This is a genomic window from Dolichospermum sp. UHCC 0352, from assembly GCF_009711925.1.
In the GTDB taxonomy this organism is placed as follows: Bacteria; Cyanobacteriota; Cyanobacteriia; order Cyanobacteriales; family Nostocaceae; genus Dolichospermum; species Dolichospermum lemmermannii.
Genome location: NZ_VIKY01000318.1, coordinates 1 through 17493, shown reverse-complemented (window position 1 = coordinate 17493; position 17493 = coordinate 1). Strand labels below are relative to the sequence as shown.

At 37.1% G+C, this 17493-nt stretch carries 14 protein-coding genes and 1 riboswitch; of the genes, 9 read left to right on the top strand and 5 right to left on the bottom strand.

The window, feature by feature from the left end; all coding sequences use genetic code 11:
- The first annotated feature begins 12 nt into the window (after positions 1 to 12).
- From ligA to FJR06_RS23135, 7 genes are all read left to right on the top strand, one after another.
- A complete protein-coding gene (ligA, locus tag FJR06_RS23165) occupies positions 13 to 2058 on the top strand; it encodes an NAD-dependent DNA ligase LigA (RefSeq protein ID WP_168652353.1) in 2046 nt (681 codons plus the stop codon).
- Between the two features lie 103 nt (positions 2059 to 2161).
- Positions 2162 to 2710, top strand: coding sequence for a fasciclin domain-containing protein (locus FJR06_RS23160; protein WP_168652352.1), 549 nt, complete (start codon positions 2162 to 2164; stop codon positions 2708 to 2710).
- Between the two features lie 259 nt (positions 2711 to 2969).
- Positions 2970 to 3110: riboswitch (cobalamin riboswitch) on the top strand.
- A 24-nt stretch (positions 3111 to 3134) separates the two neighbouring features.
- Positions 3135 to 3917: an energy-coupling factor ABC transporter permease gene (locus FJR06_RS23155; RefSeq protein ID WP_168652351.1), complete on the top strand. Its 783-nt coding sequence runs from the start codon at positions 3135 to 3137 to the stop codon at positions 3915 to 3917.
- Entirely contained in the window at positions 3904 to 4206 is a 303-nt protein-coding gene (locus FJR06_RS23150) for an energy-coupling factor ABC transporter substrate-binding protein (RefSeq protein ID WP_168652350.1), read from the top strand. Before FJR06_RS23155 ends, FJR06_RS23150 begins: the two co-directional genes overlap by 14 nt.
- Positions 4203 to 5015, top strand: coding sequence for a cobalt ECF transporter T component CbiQ (cbiQ, locus tag FJR06_RS23145; protein WP_168652349.1), 813 nt, complete (start codon positions 4203 to 4205; stop codon positions 5013 to 5015). The genes FJR06_RS23150 and cbiQ overlap by 4 nt, the downstream gene beginning before the upstream one ends.
- Positions 4990 to 5820 carry an energy-coupling factor ABC transporter ATP-binding protein gene (locus FJR06_RS23140; RefSeq protein WP_168652348.1) on the top strand — a complete coding sequence of 277 codons (831 nt, stop codon included), beginning with the start codon at positions 4990 to 4992 and terminating at the stop codon, positions 5818 to 5820. The genes cbiQ and FJR06_RS23140 overlap by 26 nt, the downstream gene beginning before the upstream one ends.
- A 351-nt stretch (positions 5821 to 6171) precedes the next feature.
- A complete protein-coding gene (locus FJR06_RS23135; protein WP_168652347.1) occupies positions 6172 to 6951 on the top strand; it encodes a hypothetical protein in 780 nt (259 codons plus the stop codon).
- Between the two features lie 210 nt (positions 6952 to 7161).
- On the opposite strand, the gene FJR06_RS23130 is transcribed toward FJR06_RS23135, so the two are convergent.
- The 3 genes from FJR06_RS23130 to FJR06_RS23120 form a co-directional block, all read right to left on the bottom strand.
- Positions 7162 to 8187 (bottom strand): serine hydrolase, encoded by a 1026-nt coding sequence (locus tag FJR06_RS23130; RefSeq protein WP_168652346.1) that lies wholly within the window; start codon positions 8185 to 8187, stop codon positions 7162 to 7164.
- 371 nt (positions 8188 to 8558) lie between these two features.
- Positions 8559 to 10358 carry a ferrous iron transport protein B gene (feoB, locus tag FJR06_RS23125; RefSeq protein WP_174783523.1) on the bottom strand — a complete coding sequence of 600 codons (1800 nt, stop codon included), beginning with the start codon at positions 10356 to 10358 and terminating at the stop codon, positions 8559 to 8561.
- The gene (locus tag FJR06_RS23120; RefSeq protein WP_148764695.1) at positions 10355 to 10600 is read right to left on the bottom strand and encodes a FeoA family protein; all 246 of its coding nucleotides are present in this window, start codon (positions 10598 to 10600) and stop codon (positions 10355 to 10357) included. The genes feoB and FJR06_RS23120 overlap by 4 nt, the downstream gene beginning before the upstream one ends.
- A 905-nt stretch (positions 10601 to 11505) precedes the next feature.
- Here FJR06_RS23120 and pyrE point away from each other — a divergent pair.
- A complete protein-coding gene (pyrE, locus tag FJR06_RS23115) occupies positions 11506 to 12123 on the top strand; it encodes an orotate phosphoribosyltransferase (protein ID WP_015080687.1) in 618 nt (205 codons plus the stop codon).
- Between the two features lie 76 nt (positions 12124 to 12199).
- Here pyrE and FJR06_RS23110 read toward each other — a convergent pair whose 3' ends face one another.
- Together FJR06_RS23110 and FJR06_RS23105 are read right to left on the bottom strand one after the other, a co-directional pair.
- A complete protein-coding gene (locus tag FJR06_RS23110) occupies positions 12200 to 13510 on the bottom strand; it encodes a tetratricopeptide repeat protein (RefSeq protein ID WP_168652345.1) in 1311 nt (436 codons plus the stop codon).
- 96 nt (positions 13511 to 13606) lie between these two features.
- Complete coding sequence (locus FJR06_RS23105) at positions 13607 to 16705, bottom strand: plasmid replication protein, CyRepA1 family (RefSeq protein WP_168652344.1); 3099 nt, start codon at positions 16703 to 16705, stop codon at positions 13607 to 13609.
- Between the two features lie 488 nt (positions 16706 to 17193).
- Between FJR06_RS23105 and FJR06_RS23100 the strand changes: the two genes are divergently transcribed.
- On the top strand, positions 17194 to 17463 hold the full coding sequence (locus tag FJR06_RS23100; RefSeq protein WP_015080690.1) for a type II toxin-antitoxin system HigB family toxin: 270 nt from the start codon (positions 17194 to 17196) through the stop codon (positions 17461 to 17463).
- The last annotated feature ends 30 nt before the right edge of the window (positions 17464 to 17493 follow it).

Below are 17493 nucleotides of genomic sequence, written 5' to 3'. Positions count from 1 at the left end.
GTTATGAAACTCATGATGTCAACTCAACCTGAAACCAAACGTATAGAAGAACTACGATGTTTGCTACAAAAAGCAGGCTACGCTTATTATGTTCTAGATGCGCCAATTATGGAAGATACGGTTTATGATCGGCTGTATCGAGAGTTGCAAGAATTAGAAACTAACAATCCCGAATTAATTACTGCTGATAGTCCGACTCAGCGCGTCGGTGAAAGACCTGCTGCCCATTTTACCTCAGTCCGTCATAATATCCCCCTGTACAGCCTGGAAAATGCGTTTAATATTGAAGAATTGCAAAATTGGGATCAACGGTGGCGGCGACACTCACCAACTCAGTATAATGACGGAGAAATAGAATATGTATCTGAGTTAAAAATTGATGGTGCTGCTTTAGCATTAACTTACGAAAATGGAGTTTTAGTCAGGGGGACAACGAGAGGAGATGGGGTAATGGGTGAAGAGATTACCCAAAATGTGAGAACTATTCGCTCAATTCCCCTGCGTTTGAATTTTGACGGCTTAGAAAACATTGCTAAAGTGGAAGTACGGGGAGAAGTGTTTCTACCTTTACAGGTATTTAAAGAAATTAATCAGAAAAGACAAAAAGATGGTGAACAGGTATTTGCTAATCCGCGCAATGCTGTAGCAGGTACGCTTAGACAATTAGATTCGCGGATTGTCGCACAGCGGCAATTAGATTTCTTTGCTTATACTTTGCATATTACCGGGTTGGATGATTCCAGTATTGCCAATACCCAATGGGAAGCTTTGGAATTATTGCAAAGATTTGGTTTTCGAGTTGATACCAACCATAAACTCTGCCATTCTATTGCTGAAGTTGTTGAATATTACCAATATTGGGATACAGAACGGCTGAATTCTCCCTATATGACAGATGGTGTTGTCGTCAAATTAAATACTTTTAGACTGCAAGAACAATTGGGGTTTACACAGAAGTTTCCCCGCTGGGCTATAGCCTTAAAATATCCAGCCGAAGAAGCCCCAACCCGTGTAGAAAAAATCACTGTTAACGTTGGCAGAACCGGGGCATTAACTCCCTTAGCGGAAATGTTGCCCGTACAATTAGCGGGGACAACAGTTTCCCGTGCTACCTTACATAATAGCGATCGCATTGAACAATTAGACATCCGTATTGGCGACACCGTGATTGTTCGCAAAGCCGGGGAAATCATTCCCGAAGTAGTCCGGGTAATCAAAGAACTACGTCCCGTTAATACCCAACCTTTCATTATGCCTTCCCATTGTCCAGCCTGTGGACAGCTAGTAGTCAGGGAAACTGGAGAAGCAGTTACTAGATGTATAAATGCTTCCTGTCCCGCCATTCTCAAGGGTGAAATTGAACATTGGGTCAGTCGTGACGCGTTAGATATTAAAGGTGTCGGGGAAAAGCTAGTGTATCAACTTGTAGATAAAAGCTTAGTCCATTCCGTGGCTGATTTATATGACTTGCAAATAGAAGACTTGTGTGCATTAGAACGCATGGGAAAAAAATCGGCGGAAAAATTGATCAATGCGATCGCCCAATCAAAAACGCAACCCTGGGCTAGAGTATTATATGGTTTAGGCATCCGTCACGTTGGCAGCGTCAACGCCCAATTATTAACAGAGAAGTTTACCACCGTCGAAGACTTAACAGCCGCCAGACAATCGGATATTGCAGGTGTTTATGGTATCGGTGCAGAAATCGCCCAATCAGTCTATCAATGGTTTCGTACTCCAGCCAATCAAACCTTAATATCCCGTATCCAGGCTATTGGTTTAGAATTAGCAAACAGCACAGCAGCCCAGTCTGTGGGCGAAATTAATCAAAAATTTGCTGGTAAAACCTTTGTCGTTACTGGCACATTACCAACTTTAAAACGCGATGAAGCCAAAGCTTTAATTCAAAAATCAGGCGGTAAAATTACTGATTCAATTAGCAGAAAAACAGACTTTTTAGTTGTAGGTGCAGATGCCGGTTCTAAGTTAGAGAAAGCGCGGAAGTTGGAAATTAGCCAATTGACTGAGGCGCAATTATTGGCAATGCTGACAGAATAAGTAAGTCAACAGACATAAATTGTTAAATTCTGTTACAGTTTTTATTGTGAAGATAAATTAACAAGAATTTTCACATCTTAAACACTTTTAACCGTGAAAAACGATGAATTCCCTATTTACCAAAACAGTTAGTATTGCCATTGCAGCCACAACTCTTTTCGTCAGTGTTCCCGCTTTCGCTGGAACTAAGCCTGCGGCAAAACCTGCTACACCCCATACCAGTACACAGACTGTCGGGACAATTGTAGAAGTAGCCAGTGGTAACAGTTCTTTCACAACCTTAGTAGCAGCTATCAAAGCGGCTGGTTTAGTCGAAACCTTATCAGCTAAAGGACCATTCACCGTATTTGCACCTACAGATGCCGCATTCAAAGCTTTGCCAAAAGGAACTTTAGAAAAACTGTTGAAGCCAGAAAACAAAGCCACCTTAGTCAAGATTTTGACCTATCATGTAGTTCCTGGGGAAATTACTGCTAAAAGCATCAAGGCTGGTGATGTCAAAACAGTTGAAGGTGCTTCAGTAAAGATTCAAGTTAAGAAAGGTCGAGTCACTATAGGTAATGCTAAAGTTACCAAAGCAGATGTCAAAGCTAGTAACGGCGTAATTCATGTAATTGACAAAGTGCTGCTTCCCCCTGACGTGAAGTTGTAGAATTTTTTTTCAAGCCAATAATTTGTGGGATCATTTGCAGAATAGTCTTGAGTTCTGGGGTGAGTAAATCAAACTCCAGAACCCATTATTTTTACTGACGTAGTAAATTTCCAAAATGGTATTCAGTCTGTTGAGTTTCAACTTCGGTGTAACACAACTTTTAATGACTTGTAAGTAGTTGGGTAAATTGACACTAGATTTATTTTGCCACCTTGCAGATTAACAACATGATATTGTGATTTATTTCTTATTTTTATGTGATATAGTTACCAAAATCGGTTCTGATGGGGAACAGCCATTGGACGTGAGGGGGAAAGTCTGGTGCAAATCCGGCGCTGTCCCGCAACTGTGAGCCATAATATGGTGAGTCAGGATGCCCGCCGATAAAAAAGAAAAGACGTTTATATAAATCTGCGAGGTACAGATGATATCTAGGAAAAAACCGGGGTTAGTTAATCTCATCTTCATGGCTGTTATTAGTTTTTACCTGGTAGTTAATTTTCCCAAACCTGCCTACGCAATGCACATTATGGAAGGGTTTTTACCTGTGCAATGGGCGATATTTTGGTGGGTTGTGGCATTACCATTTTTTATGTTAGGATTGCGGAGTCTGACTCGCATTACCCAAGCTAACCCAGAATTGAAACTTTTGTTAGGTTTGGCTGGTGCTTTTACCTTTGTGCTGTCAGCGTTGAAAATCCCTTCTGTCACAGGTAGCTGTTCTCACCCCACAGGAACAGGGTTAGGTGCGGTGCTGTTTGGACCCCTGACCATGACAGTTTTGGGTAGCTTAGTATTGTTATTTCAGGCTTTGTTACTGGCACATGGTGGATTAACTACCTTGGGTGCAAATGCTTTTTCGATGGCGATCGCTGGACCATTCGCAGCTTATTGGATCTATAATCTCACAATGCGCCTGAGTGGTAAACAAAAAATCGCCATATTTTTAGCCGCAGCTTTGGCAGATTTACTCACCTACATTATTACTTCTATCCAACTTGCCTTGGCTTTTCCTGCACCTGTGGGCGGATTTATCGCTTCATTTGCCAAGTTCGCGGGAATTTTTGCGATTACTCAAGTACCCTTAGCAATTAGTGAAGGATTATTAACTGTCTTGGTTTGGAACTGGTTACAATCTTATAATCCTCAAGAATTGGAACTTCTGCAATTAATTAAGGGAAAAAATCAAAGTCATGAACCAATCTAAAAAAAGTTTAAATAACTGGTTTTTAATATTAGGCGTTTTAGCTTTAGCAGTTGCACCTTTAATATTTGTGCGGGGTGGTAAATTTGCTGGTTCTGACGACAAAGCCAAAGCCGCTATTACAGAAATACAACCTGAATATAAACCTTGGTTTAAATCGCCATTTGAACCAGCCAGTGGAGAAATAGCTAGTTTATTATTTGCTTCTCAAGCGGCGTTAGGTGCGGGAGTAGTTGGTTATGCAATAGGTATTTATAAAGGACGTTCCCAACAGCCAAAACGTGAAGAATGACCCTACAATTAGATACCCTAGCTTACACTAATCAACTGAGAAGATTACCACCAGAACATAAACTTATTTTTGCATTGACGACTCTGATTATTTCTCTTTGCGCTCATCCTTTAGTCCAAATCTTGATAGTAATTTGGATGAGCATTTGGACAGTAATTTATGCAAAAATTCCGGTTGGTGTTTATTGGCGATTGTTAATGTTTACCATAGTTTTTTGTTTAACAAGTTTACCAGCACTAATGGTAAATGGAGTTGCAATTGCTGATGTGCAAATTGTCCAATTAGACTCATGGTATGGGCTAAATTTTGGACATTTCTATATTTATATCAGTCGTAGTGGCATTATTCAAGCATGGGGAATTTTAACCAGATCATTAGCCTGTGTTTCTTGTTTATATTTTCTCATGTTAACTGTCCCGTTCACAGAAATTTTGCAAACTCTCCGTCAGTTGAAATTTCCAGCACTTTTAACTGATTTGCTATTACTAATGTATCGGTTTATTTTCATTTTGCTCAAAACAGCTAATGAATTATTGACAGCACAAAATTCTCGCGGTGGCTACCGCAATTGGCATACTAGCATGAAAAGTTTAGCATTATTGATTGGACAATTATTACAGCGAACTCTACAACAATATAGTCAATTTTCTCTAGGATTGCAAGCAAGGGGTTTTAGTGGTGAATTGCGATTTTGGCATCCCCGACGTTATCGTCCATCTCCACGATATATCATTGAAGCAATTTGTGGCTGTGTATTATTAATAGGATTAGAAATTTGCCAAAATGCAGGAATATTTACTCGAATTTGAGCAAGTACATTACACGTATCCAGGTTCACAAAGGCTACAACAATCAGCTTTGAATGGTTTAACCATGAAGATTCCTTCTGGAAAAAAGTGTGCCTTAATTGGACAAAATGGTTGTGGAAAAACCACACTTTTCTTATTAGCTAATGGACTTTATAAACCAAATTCTGGTATTGTCAAATGGTGTGGTAAACCATTAATTTATAATCGTCAACATCTCAGTAAAATTCGCCAAAAAGTCGGTTTAGTATTTCAAGATCCAGAACAACAATTAGTAGCTTCTACCGTTGAAGAAGATATTTCTTATGGTTTGTGTAACTTAGGTTTACCGGAAACAGAAATTAAGAATCGAGTCGAACAAGCTTTAATTGAGTTTAGGTTAACTGATTTAGCAGAAAAGCCAGTACATCATTTAAGTTTAGGACAAAAAAAACGAGTTTCTATAGCTGATGTAATGGTACTAAAACCACAACTTTTAGTATTAGATGAACCCACTGCATATTTAGATATTAAGCATACTCGAAACTTGATGAAAACTCTGAAAAAAATTCATGAAGATGGCAATACTCTATTAATGGCAACTCATGATTTAGATTTAGTCTATCGTTGGGCAGATTGGGTTTTTGTCATGGATAAAGGACAATTGATGCTAGAAGGAACACCAGAAGATGTATTTAGCCAAAGTCTACTTTTAGAAGAATTAGAGTTGGGTGTACCATTAATATATGAAATGTTAGTTAATGGGTTATCTCCTGAAGAGGGAATAATTATAGAACGAGTCCGACAACGAATATTAAAAGATGGTTGAAAATGGATTTAACCGTATATATTTTTGTGAATATATTGTAGTAGTCTGTCAAGAACTAAATGACGGGTAAATAAATTTTCCTTCTTCCTTCTTCCTTCGCGCTCTTTGCGTCCTTCGTGGTTCATTTCTTCTTTATGCGTCAAAATGTCTTTAACAGACTAGTAGGTTGGGTTAAGCGACAGCGCAACCCAACAAAATTCCGACAATGTTGGGTTTCCTTGCGTCAACCCAACCTACTTGTAAGTTAAATGTCAAAAGACAGTCTGTCAAACATTTATTATTATGTTGAAAAGATAAAAAAGGGATTCTTTACAGTAAACTAACTAATTAATCTCTTTGCGGAAATTGGATATGCAGCTTCAAGAAGTCTCTAACGTTGCAGTCATTGTTGGTGAAAATGCCGTTACCCTTTCTCAACTACCTTCTGTATGGCAAGATATCGCTAAAGGTAGAGCAAACGTCAGATTCAGTAATCCACAAATTTATGTGGAAATGGCGCAGTTATTTCAATATAAACTGCAATATGGTGATGTTGATTTGTTTAATGAACGCCCCCATTTATCTCATTTAATACCGTCATTTTCCCAGCTATTTGGACAAATGGCACAGGAAACTCTGGAATTTTATGGACATGACTTTATGGTTCACAACTATCCGAACTTTAGAGAAGTTCTACATAATCTTGAATCAAAAGGTTCTGAATACAATAACGAAGTAAAAGTAGCTCGCATTGGGTTAGAACTTTTTGATGAATTTGGATATGATTTACCAGCTAGTTTCTATCATGTGCATTTAGCTCCAATTTATCGAGATCATGTGTTTGAAGAACGGGCTTTAAGATTTGATCAACGGGATATAGAACATAAACGTTCTTGGGATGCTATTCTCCACGCAGGTAAGGTATTTGCAATCCAAATGAAGGTACAAAGTATCGCCTCCAAATACGGGTTTACCTATCAACATGGCTGTGGTTGTAACTCTCATTTATCTTCCATTGATGAATCTTCTGGTGCATTTGAGTATGAATTAAGTTTGGAAAAACGTCAACGCTGGATTCGCAGTTTTATCTGGACAGCTTGGTATGAGTATGCAATATTTCCCATTGTGCCAAATACCAGTTATCTTGTTTAAGAGAAGCACAAAATAATCTGTTGGGGTAATGGTGGATTTATAGCTCCCATTCATTATTGGATCTGATGATGTTTGTAATCGCGTGAAAAATCCAAAATTTTAATCACTTCATATAAAGAATAATGTATAGGCACATCTTTATATGAAGTGACTTTCCCACAAACTTGTTTAGATTTAGAAATAACTTCTACTGTAATTTGTGTAGATTTACTAGCTTCTTTGGGTACTTAGTTTTGGTTGGTCAAAATAACCATAGACTACCTGAGAAACTTGACGAATAAAATCTGTTCCTCTAGAATCATTATTTGGTCTTTGCACAAAAACTCCTGCTAAATAACGCTTACCTGATGACGTTTCAATAATACCTGCATCTCCTAATACAAACCTGAGAGTCCCTGTTTTGTGAGCTATCTTAGCACCAGAACCTAAACCAGAGGTTAACAAACTTTTATTATGACAACCATTCATAATACCTATTACTTGTAATTCACTTGTATTGGAAACTAACTGATTATTTTCCATCAAAGCTGATAGTTTTACCAAATCTTTAGCGCTGGTTTTATTAGTTCCGTTAAAATCTCCCAGTCGGTTTCGCATAACAGTATTTTCCAATCCCCAACTGCGAAATTTTTGATTTAATTGAGTAATCCCGCCTAAACGATCTATGATCATATTTGTTGCGGTATTATCACTAATGGTCATCATTCTAGTTGCAGTTTCTAAGAGACTAAACTTACTTCCTACCTTTGCATATTGCATATTTCCAGAGCCACCAACTATATGTTTCCTGCCCATTACTAAAGTTTCATCTAATTGAATTTCTCCAGCATCTACTTGCTGAAACAAAGCAATCAAAATCGGATATTTAATTGTACTAGCAGCCGCAAAAGATTTATCTCCATTAATGCTTAAATAATCCCCTGTTTCCAAGTCCATAAAGAAAATTCCAGGAGAGAGAAATTTGTAGCGAGCCATTAATGTTTTAATGGGAGTTTGTAGTTCTGAAATTTCTCTTCCTAAAGGCAATATACCAGTGAAATTACGAGTATCTGTTGGACTGATATTGCTGACAGAATCAGGGGGAATAAATTTAATTTCTGGCAATTGTACATTTGATTTATTTAAACTCCAGCTAGTTGGGTTATCAAGCTGATTGTTATCAGAATTTGCCTTAACTGGTAAAGATAATAAAAGAGTAGTTGTGATACTAAATAGGAGTAATGAACGTAGTTTCATGTAGTTTTGTGAGGAGAGGATTGAAATTACTGACAGATACTTTCTAAACAAGTAAATGAAATCAGGATTGATTGATTTAGGAATTTTTTTCAGCAAGTCATTCTGGTTAACTTTCTTTTGATAATTCCCAAATTTAGATTCCATAAAACAAATTGGCACTCAAAAATTGTCCGGGTAAGAAAAAAGTCACTTTTAAGGCATTAAACAGCACGAATCTTTATTTTACTTACAAATAATGCGTTGGCAGTTATGGTATTCCCATACCGTAGCATCCATTAAGGAAAATTAGCAAATAAGCAACTATTTACTTGCCTCACCGTACCAACGACTACTATACCACCATTATGCAACTCCGAAAATTGCTATAAAAATTAAAATCCTAAAGCTCTTGCACTTTGATAGAAAATAAAACTTGCTACCCAAGCTAAACCAATAGACCAAACTACAGATATAACTGCAAATTTCCAACTTTTAGATTCACTTTTCAAAACAGCAACAGTTGACAAACAAGGGACATAAAGGAGAGTAAATAACATAAAACTATAAGCCTGTACCCAGTCAATTTGATGGGCAATAGTCCCCATTAAATCTGCACCCTGAGATTTACCATAAATCACCGCTAAACCACCCAAAACAATTTCTTTAGCAATAAAGCCGAAAATCAGAGCTACAGCCAATTGAGCATTAATTCCAATTGGTGCTAATAATGGTTGTGTAGCTTGACCGATCATTCCTGATAATGTTTGGGAACTGGCAATTGGGACACCAAAAGGCAAATTATTTAATAACCAAATCGCTACCACACCAAAGATAATAAACCGATTTGACCACTTTAAAAAATGCCTAATTTCTCCCCAAGCACGTAACCACATTTGCTTGATGGTGGGAAAGCGATAAGGAGGTAATTCTAATACCAATGGTTCTTTATTCGGATATCTGCCTCTAAACAAAAATGCCGTCAAGATAGCTGCGACAAAACTAAATAAATACAAACTAAATAAAACTACAGGTGCAATGTGAGGAGAAAATAAAGCTGTAGTCATGAAAATAAATACATTCAGTCGCGCTGAACACAAAGAAAAGGGAATAACAAGCATGGAAAGCATTCGCAACCCAGGGGAACGCATCACTCTTGTCCCCATAATTGCGGGGACATTACAGCCAAATCCCATCAACGACATCACAAAAGAACGACCATCTAACCCCAATCGTTCCATAAAAGCATCCATCAAAAATGCTGAACGCGACAAGTAACCACTATCTTCTACAATGGCCATGCAGAAGAAAAATAAGAGAATTACGGGGATAAAAGCCGCAACTGTTCCCATACCAGTATAAAGACCGTCAATTAAGAAACCTTTCAAAAATGCTGGTAAACCGCCTAATACTGGTTCTAGTGCTACTCCCTTAAACCAGTCCAGGGTATCTCCCATAAATTTTTGCACAGGTGTTCCCAGGGCATATACTATCTGGAACATCAAAAACATGGCTGCAAAAAACAACGGTAAGCCAAATACTGGATGTAACAGAATTCGATCTAAGCGTGTTGTCAGGTTTTCCTCAACTTGTTCCGGAGTATACACTGCATCCTCCAATAAGCTGCTCATTTCTGAGGCAATTTTGCTATCGCACGCAGAACACTGTGCTAAAGAACCTGCTGTGACTGCTTCTTGCTGTTGCTGGAGAGTTTGTGCGATCGCTTTTACTGCTTGATCATAACCATCACCATACTTAGCACTAATGGGCAGCACTGGTATTCCCAAATGCTTGGCTATTCTATTAGGCTCAATTTTTACCCCAAATTTTGGGGCTTCATCTGCCATATTTAGTAATAATACTGAGGGAAGATGTAAATGTTTGATCTGTAAAGCTAGACTAATTTGGCGGTCAAGTTGAGTTGCATTAAGAATAATTATTACTAAGTGAATTGGTGTACTTTCCAAAAACCGCCGCACCACGGCCTCATCTTCCGAAAAACCCCGTAAATCATAAATTCCCGGCAAATCTACTACCTCGGCTTCTTCCTCACCAAGTTTGATTTTTGCCATCATCAAATCTACTGTCATCCCCGGCCAGTTGCCGATACTCGCATTAGCGCCTGTAAAACGGTTAAAAAAGGTAGATTTGCCAGTATTTGGCATTCCCAAAACCGCAATCTGTTTGATAGTCATATTCCCGTACTCACATTTGTAACTTCTATTTCTCTAGCTTCCCGGCAACGTAGCATCACTTCTGTTGTGCCAATGCGGACATGGAGTGGACCAGAAAGCCATCCCCGACGCAACATCACAATTTGCCTACCCGTGCGGAAACCCATTGCTAGAAGGCGCTGTTGTAATCCAGATTCACTGTGCAGTTGAGTAATTGTGGCAATTTGACCAGGCTGTAACAAGCCAAGATGATTTTTTACCATTATTTAGAAATAATTCTCAGTTGTATTGAGAGTAATTATCAATATAATCTCATATTTTTACTAAAAAGATCAGAAATTATCTCAAGCAGTTTTTAGTAATTTTGTACTATATAGCAAATCTATTTGATTTGCGTGTAAGAGTCAGATATCCGACTTCTCTAAGAAGTCGGATATCTTGATAATGACGATTTGTCAAACTTTTCAAAGGTTAAAACTTTTGGAAGTAATATCATGTAAGCAAATATTAATGTATATCCTAATTAATGTATATCCTAACCTTCTTTTGTCACTTTCCGATTTTTCCTATTAATAAAAAGTTCTCAAGAGACGCAATAACAATTGATTCAGGTGTTTGTCGTTAAAATTTCGTGGTTGAGTCATCTTGTGGAATTTCTATTCAGAAATAACTGGGCAATCGCCTACTGTATAAGAACTCTAGAATTCAGAAATGATAAAGCTTTTCGGAGAGTGACAGAACAGGGCTAAGTAGGTAGGCGGAGAAAAATCAAAGTATATTTCATTTTGTGAAATGGCTAAAACTCAACCACAATAACGCATTGAGGTAAATTTACATATCGTTACACATTTTGGTTATTTAACGTCCACCTACTTAAATAAGTATTTATCCCTTTTGCGTAACTCCTTTAAAGAGTATAGAACTTTTATCTAATACCGTAGCGATTATGTTGTTTTACAACATCTACAATTACTTTATCTTTCGAGGTAAAGTAGTCATCAGCGAAGAGGGAGATTGACACTCTCAGCGCGAAAGCCAAGCTCGTTTCTGCGGACAGAATTAAATTAATTTAATTCTCGCTAATTTTTGGGTAAATCTTAATTTATGCTTAATTGGAGAACTCTATTGAGTTTCAATTTTGGTTTAACACAACTTTTAATTGTTTGTAATGTCTTATTCCACTCAAACCTCTAGCAACTCAGATATTTGGGCTGTTACAACTGATTTAACTACTCTCCGTCAAAAGCTACTAGATTTATTTTGCCAGCTTGCGTATCAAGAAGGTGATTTTGTTCTTTCCTCTGGACAACGTAGTTCTTACTATATTAATGGTAAACAAGTCACACTCCATCCGCAAGGTGCTTTGGCTATGGCGAGGTTATTGTTACCAATGTTGCCTGAAGATACTCAAGCTGTAGCTGGTTTAACTTTAGGTGCTGATCCTATTGTCTCCGCAGTTAGTGTGGTTTCTGTGTATGAAAATAGACTGATACCAGCTTTAATTATTCGCAAGGAAGCCAAGGGACACGGGACAATGGCTTACATTGAAGGTCCCAGTTTACCCCAGGGTGCAAAAGTCGTAGTTTTGGAAGATGTGGTAACAACTGGACAATCTGCACTCAAGGCTGTGGAGCGGTTACAGGCGGCTGGTTATACGGTAGACAGGGTAATTTCCCTAATAGATAGATTGCAAGGTGGTGGGGCGTTATATGAGTCGGCTGGGTTACAATTTGAGGCTTTATTCACAATTCAGGATCTTCAAAAACGCTATCGAGAAATTAACTGAGGAGTCAGGAGTCAGGAGTCAGGAGTCAGGAGGAAGAAAGAAGAAAGAAGTTTCTCCCCTGTTCCCTGTTCCCTGTTCACGACTGAGAAATTCTGGAAATCAGATTGGTAATCTCCTGGTAATATCGCGTGTTTCCTGACTGAGAATAGAGATCAGCAGATTTACGGAAATCAGCGATTGCGTCTAGCTGATTCCCTAAATGTCTATGTATGTCTGCTCTAACTAAATAAGCTAAAGGATAGCGTGGTTGTAATTGGATAGCTTGGTTTAAATCTGCTAATGCGGTATTTAATTCTCCTAGCAGAAAGTGACTACGACCGCGATTAAACCAGTCTTCAGCTAAATTAGGGTTAATGCTGATGGCTTGAGTATAATCTGATATAGCTTTTTGATACTCCTTTAGGGCATAACGAGCATTAGCGCGATCGCTATAAAATACAGCAGACTGGGAATCTAATCGTAAAGCTTCAGTAAAATCACTAATTGCTCCTGTAAAATCTTTAGCTATATAGCGACTACTTCCTCGATGATAATATGCTGCTAAAGAATCAGAATCTATCTTTAATGCTTGGTTATAGTCTTGAATAGCTGTTTGTATATTACCTAACAACTTGTAAGCATCTCCTCGCTTACAGTAAGCTGAGGCAAATTCTGGAGATACTTCTATAGCTTGAGTATAATCTGCAACTGCACCAATAAGATCTTGTATAGCTTCTCGTACCATGCCCCTTCCATAGTAAGCTGTTGCTAAATGAGGATCAATTTGTAATGCTTGATTATAATCAATAATCGCATTTTCATAATTTCCCAGGTGGTGATGTGCATTTGCTCGAAAACCATATACTGAAACTAATGTAGGATTAATTTGTAATGCTTGGTTGTAATCTTTAATGGCATTTTCATAATCTCCCAAATTGCTATGGACTAAACCCCGTTCATAGTATGCTTGAATATCATCAGGAACTATTTTTAATGCTTGATTAAAATCAGCAATTGCTTGATAATAATCTTGGATACGGGCATAAACTAAACCCCGATTGTAGTAAGCTGCACCAAATTTAGGATTAATTTCTAGAGAACGATTATAATTAGAAATTGCACTTTGATATTCTTGCAAAGCATAATAACTGTTACCCCGATTATGGTAAGCTTCAGGAAAATTAGGATTGATTTTTATACATTGATTATAATCAGCAATAGCTTTTTGATAATTACCTAAAATATGAAAAATATTACCTCGATTAATATAAGCCATTGAAAAATTAGCATATAATTCTAAAGCCGCATCAAAATTAGCCAGTGCTTGTTGATAATTACCATCATGATAATGATCTAAACCCTGTTGGTGTAAAGCATTAACAACATCAAAATCAATATTTTTATTCATTTTGTAACTTGTAAGCACACAAAATAGATTTTACCACAGATAGATCAGATATATCCCCGATTTCTTTGAGAAGTCGGGGATCTGTTTTTTTGTTGTTTAACTTATCAGTACAGCTTCCTGTTGAGACTTTTTAGATAAATCTACAATTTCACATTCCATATTATGTAAAGTAGTTAACATCAAATCATCACGGTGTTGCCAAACTGCAAATATTTTATCTCTACCATCATTTAGAGTGTCTAAATCAATTTTATAACCATCATTGACTTGCTGTAATTTCAAACCTAACAAACCTAAAAGTCGGCTTAATAACTTAATTCCCGCAACAGATTCTTTACCTCTAACTAAATCAATACCTAAAGCGCGTTTGATATGTCTACTACTTTGTCCAGCTACATTTTTTAGCCAAATTAAATCAGCGTCATTTTCACTAAATACTCTTTCTGTTTCCAGAAATTGCATTATTCCCAAAGCCCGCATAGCTTCTACTTTCAACGTATAGGTTCTTAAATCTGGGAGAAAAACTTTACCTTCACCCCACAATAACTGCTGACTCCATTCTTGCTGATCTTTTACATGAAAATATTCACTTTCATGAGTCAGATAATAATGAATTAATAATTGTCCATAATAACCTTTTTCATCCTGGATTTTGAGTTGGGGAGTAACTACAATTCCATACCTTTGTCTGAGAATATATTTATCAACTTGATGACGTTCTCCATTGCTAAGAGAATGTTTAGTTAATAGCTGTTCATATTCCACATAGTCAATATCTTTAGCATTAGCTACAGAATTTGCTGCTGCTGATTGATTTTGCTGCTTAATTTCTTTGATTTTGCGTTTAATCTCCTTGGCTTTTTGAAGACTTTGGCCCCAATCTTTTTGCACTTTAACAATTTCTACAATTAACCGTTTGCGATTTTCTACATCACTAGGTTCAGTGGCAAAAAAGGCTAAACGCAAATCACGAAGAATGTTATTTTGGACTTCATTACTTCGCATTTGAATTTGATGACCATCAGTTATTAATCCATCTTGCATTGATTGCCGATAAAGACGAATAGAAGCATTTACCCTAGCAGATAATTTTGCCCAAGTGCGTAAATGAATAGGATCATAAACTAGAGGTAAATCTACATCTATTTTATGTAATGGACTTAATAAAGCTAAGTTTTCTTTTTGATTTTCTTGATACCAATTAGACAGTAACCGATAATTTGTACTACCACTACCAATTAAGCCAATACCGCGTTTAGCACACCAAACAATACGGGGAACATTATCCCTAACTCTTGCTAAAGCTTGACGGGCTTCTGAGTCAGGAATTACCCCTTGAAAAATGCCATAAACTCGGTCAAAATGTTGAACATCAATACTAATTCCTGTTCCCAAACTAGGGGTAACAAAAACAGTATCATAATCAGTGATTTTTTGATTAATAGCAGCTATCAAATCAACGGCTGCATGACCAGGTGTATTAGTAGTATGACTACTAACTACTAAAGTTTCAGGAAATTCTCTTCTGAGTTTCTGTAAACGTTCTTTTAAATAACGTTCAATAGTTTCACAACTGTAGCGGCCAGAACGACTATCAGTAGTAACATAGCATTTACGTCCAGCAATTAAATCTAATTCTAATTGATGAATTAGGGGTGTGGGATTGGGTGAATCATAAAAAGTTGTATCCCAACCTTTTTCCGGTTTCCATTCATTGACAACTACCCAAGGATTTAATTTAATTCCGGCTAAGGTCTGTAAATATTCTAAAGATACATCTGATAAATCGGCATCTTGGGCAATTATCAAACCTCCTGTTGTGAGAACTGTAGAAATTAGTTGTTGGAAAATACGAAGAATTTTAACTCGTTTTTGTTTACAGGTATTACTATTGAGTAAATGCCATAAAGACTGCTCAACCTCATCTAAAATTAATATTGCACCGTGCCAATCTTCGGGTTTTAATTTCCAAATTGAATCTACACATAATCCCAAAGATGGCGTAATTGGTAACGGACATTTAACAGCTACTTCATCAGCTTCTATCCGCCATGATTCATGCTCAAAACCCCATTTAATCCCGATTTTATCACATAAAAACCGTCCCAAGATGATTCTATGGGTAATTAATAAAACTGGTTGATTATGATTTTTTGCTCGTTGAACAATGCTTTGTAATGCTGTGGTTTTACCTGTACCCTTGGCTGATTTCACTCCTACTAAACCAGAGGTAGGAAAGGCAATTTTTCCCAAATAAGGACGGTTAACAGTAAGTGCAGCGGGAATTGTTAACTCTGTATGGGGTTTGGTTTGGGCAATATAAATATCTAAATCTAGGCTTTGACGATAAGTTTTATCAAAGGCTGTTGCACCTTTAGTAATGATAAATTCATCAACTCCTTTTTCTTTTCCTGGAAGTTCGACAACTTTAACAGGACAGTTTTGTTGTTGAAATAAACAACCCAATTGGGAAATAGCATTATTTACAGCCGCAATTTTTTTAGCTTGAGTTTCAAAATCAAAACAAATATAAAAGTTGCGTTTTATGTTTGTAAATACTGCTAAATCAGGTATTAATTGCCGCCGGGTAACTTTACCAAATTCATCTTTAATAACTCGATAACCGCTATTAATACCAGGAATAGCAATAGCAACATATCCTTGGCTTAAAAGGGCTGCGGCTTTTTTCACACCTTCACAAATGACAATGGCTATTTTATTTTTAATTACCCATGACCAAAAACCTTCGGCTTCATCATCATGATTAATAGTAATATTTTCCGGTAAATTTAAGTTGTAACGTTGGCCAACTTGTTGCCAAATTTGTAAGGATATGCGTAAACAAAATATGCGTGTGGGGGTGCTGGGAGGGTGTTCATATTTAATTGATTTGCCCTTTTGATTTTGTCGCGGTTGGTTGGGTTTAAAACATCCCCATTCCATCTTATGCCAATTATTGAGAGGGTCGAGTCCCGAACACCACCAACCACCTTCTGTAATGTGGCTATACCGCTGTAACCAAGCGTTTTTAATCATCCCTGTATTGGTGCGAGGGAGTTGGTCAGAAATCAGCAAATATTCATAAGCATTTATGCCTTGAAGCGATTTGAAATTTAAACGAATTAAGTCTAAGTTTATACCACTACTCTTGACTAATTCTTCAAGGTGTTGTTGATGTAAAGAATGCAGATGCATAAGCTGAAGCAGCTAAGGAATATAACGAGATTAAAACTTTAGCATGGCTAGGCTGATTTTTTATAAAAGAAATTCTTAAATTTCAGTGTTATATTTTTTACTTTGTTTATATAAATACTTCTGTGAATATATCAATGTCTGGTTATGGCTATGCAACCGTAAACATAATAAATTTGTATTGTGATATTTATATATATATAATTTTTGGTTATAGGTACAGGACTTACACAACTGGTACATTGGTAGCAAGCTACGCAAAGCGTCCCGGAGGGAACTAGTACATCACGGCATAAATAAAGCAACCATATTCAATCGCCAAAAAGCCTACTGTATATTAGTTTTGACTTTTGACTTTTGACTTTTGACTTTTGCCCTGCGGTACTAGCCCGACTTAAGAATCGCACAACAAACCATCTAATTTTGAGAATGTGATATTGTTGTAATAACTGTATAAAATTATTGGCTGCTCAAGTTTAAATTAAAGTTTAATGCACGTTATCAGCCGAAAAAAGCTTAGAGAATATTGTCAAGAACACGCAGACTGTTGTGAACCTCTTGATGACTGGTATTTTACTGTTAGTAAAGCTAATTGGGGTAATTTAGTAGAAGTACAGTCTGTTTATCCCAAGGCTGAATCTGTTGGTAATTTGACAGTTTTCAATATTAAAGGCAATAAATACCGTTTAATTGCTAGTATTAATTATGAGAACCAGGTCATCTATATTAAATATGTCTTAACTCATGCAGAATGTCAGTAACCCAGCCCTAAAGGGACTGGGCTTGCAAGA

Bases quoted from the DNA above. Each gene is read 5' to 3' on its own strand.
- pyrE (WP_015080687.1), top strand. From the start codon at position 11,506: ATGTCTTATTCCACTCAAACCTCTAGCAACTCAGATATTTGGGCTGTT.
- feoB (WP_174783523.1), bottom strand. From the start codon at position 10,358: ATGACTATCAAACAGATTGCGGTTTTGGGAATGCCAAATACTGGCAAA.
- FJR06_RS23155 (WP_168652351.1), top strand. From the start codon at position 3,135: ATGATATCTAGGAAAAAACCGGGGTTAGTTAATCTCATCTTCATGGCT.
- FJR06_RS23130 (WP_168652346.1), bottom strand. From the start codon at position 8,187: ATGAAACTACGTTCATTACTCCTATTTAGTATCACAACTACTCTTTTA.
- FJR06_RS23160 (WP_168652352.1), top strand. From the start codon at position 2,162: ATGAATTCCCTATTTACCAAAACAGTTAGTATTGCCATTGCAGCCACA.
- ligA (WP_168652353.1), top strand. From the start codon at position 13: ATGATGTCAACTCAACCTGAAACCAAACGTATAGAAGAACTACGATGT.
- FJR06_RS23135 (WP_168652347.1), top strand. From the start codon at position 6,172: ATGCAGCTTCAAGAAGTCTCTAACGTTGCAGTCATTGTTGGTGAAAAT.
- FJR06_RS23110 (WP_168652345.1), bottom strand. From the start codon at position 13,510: ATGAATAAAAATATTGATTTTGATGTTGTTAATGCTTTACACCAACAG.
- FJR06_RS23100 (WP_015080690.1), top strand. From the start codon at position 17,194: ATGCACGTTATCAGCCGAAAAAAGCTTAGAGAATATTGTCAAGAACAC.
- FJR06_RS23105 (WP_168652344.1), bottom strand. From the start codon at position 16,705: ATGCATCTGCATTCTTTACATCAACAACACCTTGAAGAATTAGTCAAG.
- FJR06_RS23150 (WP_168652350.1), top strand. From the start codon at position 3,904: ATGAACCAATCTAAAAAAAGTTTAAATAACTGGTTTTTAATATTAGGC.
- cbiQ (WP_168652349.1), top strand. From the start codon at position 4,203: ATGACCCTACAATTAGATACCCTAGCTTACACTAATCAACTGAGAAGA.
- FJR06_RS23140 (WP_168652348.1), top strand. From the start codon at position 4,990: ATGCAGGAATATTTACTCGAATTTGAGCAAGTACATTACACGTATCCA.
- FJR06_RS23120 (WP_148764695.1), bottom strand. From the start codon at position 10,600: ATGGTAAAAAATCATCTTGGCTTGTTACAGCCTGGTCAAATTGCCACA.